Source organism: Oleiagrimonas sp. (genome assembly GCF_027858935.1).
In the GTDB taxonomy this organism is placed as follows: domain Bacteria; phylum Pseudomonadota; class Gammaproteobacteria; order Xanthomonadales; family Rhodanobacteraceae; genus Oleiagrimonas.
Genome location: NZ_JAQIBU010000165.1, coordinates 1 through 5,412, shown reverse-complemented (window position 1 = coordinate 5,412; position 5,412 = coordinate 1). Strand labels below are relative to the sequence as shown.

Here is a 5,412-nt window from a genome sequence, read left to right as displayed (position 1 = left end):
TTCGCCGAAAACGTGTTCCGCCTGCCGCACGAGATCCACATCGTGCCCTCGGTGCGCCTGGAGCGCGAACGCGTGGCGGTGGACGAGAGCGTCCGTCCGCCCTTCCTCAGCCGTCCGCTGATCCACGAGTCGGACGCGCGCTTCGTGCCACTGTTCGGCCTGGGCATCGGCAACGATTTCGGCCATGGCAACGAGACCTACTTCAACGTGTCCCAGGGTTGGCGGCCGCTGCGCTATTTCGACATGGCCTCGCCGTTTGCCAACGTGGTGCCGGGGCATGCGCCGGATCCGTCCAGGTCGCTGTCCTGGGAAGCGGGCGTGCATGGCGTGCCGGTCGTCGGCCTTTACTACGATGCGAGCGTGTTCTGGATCGACTTCAAGAACCGCATCGAGGCGCAACACATCAATGCCACCGACGTGATCGAAGTGAACTCCGGAGATACCCGCAACCGCGGTTTCGAAGGTCAGATCAATTATGACTTCCTGGCCTCCACGGCACGCAGCCAGCGGGGCGAACACCTGGAGGGCTTTGCCAGCGTCAGCCTGCTCAACGCGCGGTTCACCGCCAGCGTGGACCCCACGCAGATCGGCAAGGTGCCGGCCTACGCGCCGCGCTATGTGGCCAAGGCAGGCCTGACCTGGCGCACCCAGAAGCACCTGAAGATCAGCCTGACCGCGGTGTCAACGGCCGCACAGTACTGGCAGGACTCGAACCAGCCTGCGGGTAGCGGCGATAGCTACGTGCCCGCGCGGATTCCCGCCTACACGGTCATGGACCTGGCGGCAGACTGGCAGGTCACCCGGTCCGTGCGCCTGCTGGGCGGTGTCAGCAACATGGCCGACCGGAAGTATTACAGTCGAGTGTGGCAAACCGGGCTCGAGCCGGCCATGGGCCGTTCCTGGTATACCGGTGTGCAACTCGGGTTCTGACCGGTGCCGTCCAGATACAGCCGCGGCTGCTGTGGGAGTATTGTCTTGGATACAAATTCAGCCAGAGGACATGAGATGACGCTTCGCCCGACTTCACGATTCGTGCTGGTTGCGGCCGCATGGCTGCTGCTTTTCGGCCTCCGGGCTCAGGCGGCCGCACCGCCTCCGTCGGGCAGCGCCAACGGCGCGCTCGAGTGGCGACTGGTGGGTCCGTTCCGCGGCGGCTGGGCGACGAGTGCGGCGGGCGTGCCGACCCGGCCGGACACGTTCTACATCGGAACGGCCGGCGGCGGGGTCTGGAAAACACTGGATGCGGGACGCACCTGGAAGCCGTTGTTCAACGACCAGCCCGCGGCCTCGATCGGCGCAGTGGCCGTATCGGCGTCCAATCCGGACGTGGTCTATGCGGGAACGGGGCAGGTCGCCGCGCGCTATGACGTTGCGGCGGGCAACGGGGTATATCGATCCGGGGACGGCGGCAGGACCTGGAAGCACGTGGGTCTCGAGGATACCCGCCACATCGGTGCCATCCTGGTCGATCCCACGCATCCGGACACTGTCCTGGTCGGTGCCCTGGGCCACTACTTTGCTCCCAACCACCAGCGCGGCGTGTTTCGCTCCACCGACGGCGGCAAGACCTGGACGCAGACCCTGTTCATCAATGCCAACACGGGCATAGTCGGCCTGGCTTCCGACCCGGAAAATCACGCCACTGTCTACGCGGCCGCGTGGCAGGTGCGCAACTATCCATGGCTGTCCTATTTCCAGCCGAACGCCGGACCCGGCAGCGGCCTGTACAAGTCCACTGATGGCGGTGTGACCTGGACACGCATCACCGGCCACGGTTGGCCGGCGGGTGCGCTGAGCCGCATCGGCATCGCCACTGCGCAAGGCCATCGGGTGTATGCGGTACTTGGCGACAGCACTTCACCGAAAAAGAGCGGACTGTACCGTTCCGACGATGGCGGCAAGACCTGGCAACACGTCAGCGACGCGAAATGGCTGCCGAATGACTATTTCAGCCGTATCACCGCAGATCCACTTCATCCGGATACTGTGTATTCAGCCGGACGTTCGATCCGCCGTTCCGAGGATGGCGGCCGGCACTGGACCATCATCAAGGGCGCTCCCGGTGGAGACGACTATCATGACCTGTGGATCGACCCCAGCAATACCCAGCACATGATCACCGCAAGCGACCAGGGTGCCGTGATCACCCTCAACGGCGGCAGGACCTGGTCGAGCTGGTACAACCAGCCCACTGGTCAGTTCTACCATCTGGCTGCGGACCATCAATTTCCATACTGGATCTACTCGGGCCAGCAGGATTCGGGCACGGTCGGTATTGCCAGTCGCAGTGATTACGGCTCCATCAGTTATCGCGACTGGAACCCGGTCGGTGGTGATGAACGCGACTACGACCTTCCGTATCCGGGCGATCCCGGCATCGTGTTCGGGTCGGGCCTGGGTGGACGCGTGTCGCGCTGGAACCGCAGCACGGGCGTGGTGCAAAACGTCACGCCGTGGCCGGTCAACAGTTATGGTGCGCGACCGACCGATTACCGTTATCACTACACGTGGATCACGCCGATCGCGTTTTCCGCCAAACCGCCGTATGCGCTTTACATGGGCTCACAGGTGCTGTTTCGCAGCATCGACCAGGGGGAGCACTGGCAGGTGATCAGTCCGCCGTTGAACGGGCGCAAACCCGGCGCCAGCCACTGTGATGGTGATCCCACGCCGCAACAGGCCTACGATTGCGGTTTTGGCGTGATCTACTCCATCGCACCGTCGCCGCGCAGCAACAAGGTGATCTGGGTCGGTACCGATGATGGCCGGATCCAGCTCACGCGCGACGGTGGAAAGCACTGGACCAATGTCACGCCGAAGGGCTTGCCGATCTGGTCCAAGATTGCCTCGCTGGATGTGTCCCCCCTGCAGCCGGGCACCGCCTATGCTGCGGTCAATAGGCACCGCCAGGGTGATTTCACGCCGCACGTCTGGCGCACGCACGACTACGGCAGGCACTGGACCGAGATCTCCGATGGCCTGCCCAGGGATCAGTTCGTTGGGGTGGTGCGCACCGATACAAAACGGCCTGGTTTGCTGTTCGCAGGGACCAATCACGGCGTGTATCTCTCGTTTGACGATGGTGACCACTGGCGACCGTTGCAGCGTAACCTGCCCACCGCATGGGTGCGCGATCTGTTGGTGCACGGCAATGACCTGATCGCGGCCACTCAGGGACGTGCGATCTGGGTGCTGGACGACCTCACGCCGCTGCGTCAGGCGAGCGCGGCCACGGTGAAGGCCCAGGCGCACCTGTATACGCCGGCCGCGGCCTTCCGGGTGCGTGCCGACGAGAACAGGGACACGCCACTGCCTCCGGAAACCCCGGTGGGCAAGAATCCTCCAGCCGGAGCGATTATCGACTACCACCTGGCGCATGCCGCCAAGGGACCGGTGACACTGGAGATCCACGATGCAGCCGGCCATCTTGTGCGCCGCTATTCCAGCCAGGACAGGCCGCAGCACCTGGAGGCCGACCGCTATTTCCCGAAGGGCTGGTTGCGTCCGGGTGCGGCGCTGTCGGCCAAGGCCGGTCCGCACCGGTTCGTATGGGACCTGCGCTACTCGCGTCCGCAGGCCATCAAGTACGGGTACTCCATTGCCGCGACATGGGATACGGACACGCCATTGACTCCGGAAGGCCCGCTGGTGCTGCCCGGAAGCTACCGCGTGACCTTGCGCGTGGATGGCCACGCGTACAACGCGCCGCTGAAGGTTTTGCCCGATCCGCGCGAGCATGTCAGCCGCAAGGCCCTGGCCAGCGCTCTGGCCTTTTCCAGGAAGCTCGGAACCACGCTCAGGCACATGGATGCAGACTACGAACAGATTCATGCCGTGCGCGAGCAGCTCGAAGTCCTGCACGAAAAGCTTTCCAGTAGCCCAAGTCATGCGCCACTGCTGAACTCCGTGGAACAGCTCACGGCCGATACCCAGCCCATGATCACGGGCAATAGCGGTGAATCGACGCGCAACCTGCGGGCCATGAGTGACGTGCTGACGGGCATCGCCACCGATGTCGAGGGGGCTGACCGCACACCCACCGATGGCCAGTACTCCGTGTTCAAGCGGTATCGCAATCGCTTTGAACAGGTGCACCAGGACTGGGAAGCCCTGCGCGACCAGCATCTGCCTGCCCTCAACCGGCATCTGCGTGCTGCCGGCATGCAGCCGGTGACGGTCCCCGCAACATCCGGTATCGATCGTGGTGCGGACAGGGAACAGGAGGCGCATCCCTGAAGGGTCGATCCGCAGGGCCTTGCAAGGCCGGTGAACCTTGGGGTTAACGGCCTTGCATGGTCCACGATTCCTGCCCCCTGCAGCCGGATGGGTCAGGGGTGATGGCTGTTCAGCAGCCCTTCCGTAGACAAGGAACACCGTGAACACGAGGATCCCCCGTCTTGCCAAGGGCAAGGCGGTGAATCCCCCTTCACGGCACACGGAAAAACCATGAACAAGAAATGGATCGTCATTGCAGCCTCGGGCGCTCTGCTGGTGACCAGCAGTATCGCCATGGCGCGTACTTCGAGTCCGTACGCCGCGCAACCAGGTCACGCGGCCGAGCACCAAGACCAAGATCAACGCCGGGGCTCGGACCAGAACCGCCATGAGAACGAGCACGACCGCAGGGAACACCATGACCGCCGGGGACACCATGACCGGAACCGGGATGGACGGTATCGTGAATATTCAAACGTCAGGCATGACCGAGGACGCAGGGAAGGCTGGTACCACACAGGGGGCAGGCTGCCCAGAGCCTATCGAGGCAGCCGCTATGTGGTAAATGACTGGCGCGGAGAGCATCTGCGTGCACCGCCTCGTGGATATCGCTGGCATCGTAGCGACAACGGTGATTTCCTTCTGGTAGCGATCAGCACTGGCATCATCACCCAGATCCTGCTCAATCACTGAGTACCGCAAGGCGAACAACGATCCAGACAATCTGCAGGATCGTCAAGAAATCACCATGGCCGCAAGCTCCAGCACATGCTGGAGCTTGCGGCCATTTTCATGCGTGCTCGTCGGGTCTTCAGTGATGCTCAGCTCTAGCAACACGAAGCCCCGCACGCCGTGACGTGCCGACCGGAGCTGTCCAGGCACTAGCCGACATGGGAGTCAGGCGCCGCGGCGTGTGTGGCGGTACAGACTCAATCTCGCGGGTAATGCACGAGTCCTTTGCCGAAGCCGGCAGGATGATGTTGATGACCGGTCTCGGTAAGCCGCCGGCCCGCATATCGGGCGGTATCGCGATAGGCGGTATCGGCATGGGCGGAAACAGATCAGTAGATGTCTAGTCCCGACTGATTCTTCGGTTTTCTGACAAACAACTCTGGGCGTTCCTTGCGCCATGCGCGTAACGCTTGAAGTGGCGTCGTGTGTTTGAGCGCGCGTTGCGGAAGGTGTTCGTTGTAGAGC

General features: G+C 63.2%; 3 protein-coding genes. All 3 read left to right on the top strand.

Features of this window, described 5'->3' with window-relative positions; genetic code table 11:
• A partial coding sequence (locus PF446_RS05985) for a TonB-dependent receptor (RefSeq protein ID WP_298070329.1) occupies positions 1-930 on the top strand: 930 nt, incomplete at its 5' end.
• A 75-nt stretch (positions 931-1,005) separates the two neighbouring features.
• Positions 1,006-4,236 (top strand): sialidase family protein, encoded by a 3,231-nt coding sequence (locus tag PF446_RS05980; protein WP_298070328.1) that lies wholly within the window; start codon positions 1,006-1,008, stop codon positions 4,234-4,236.
• Between the two features lie 210 nt (positions 4,237-4,446).
• Positions 4,447-4,908 carry an RcnB family protein gene (locus tag PF446_RS05975; RefSeq protein ID WP_298070327.1) on the top strand — a complete coding sequence of 154 codons (462 nt, stop codon included), beginning with the start codon at positions 4,447-4,449 and terminating at the stop codon, positions 4,906-4,908.
• The last annotated feature ends 504 nt before the right edge of the window (positions 4,909-5,412 follow it).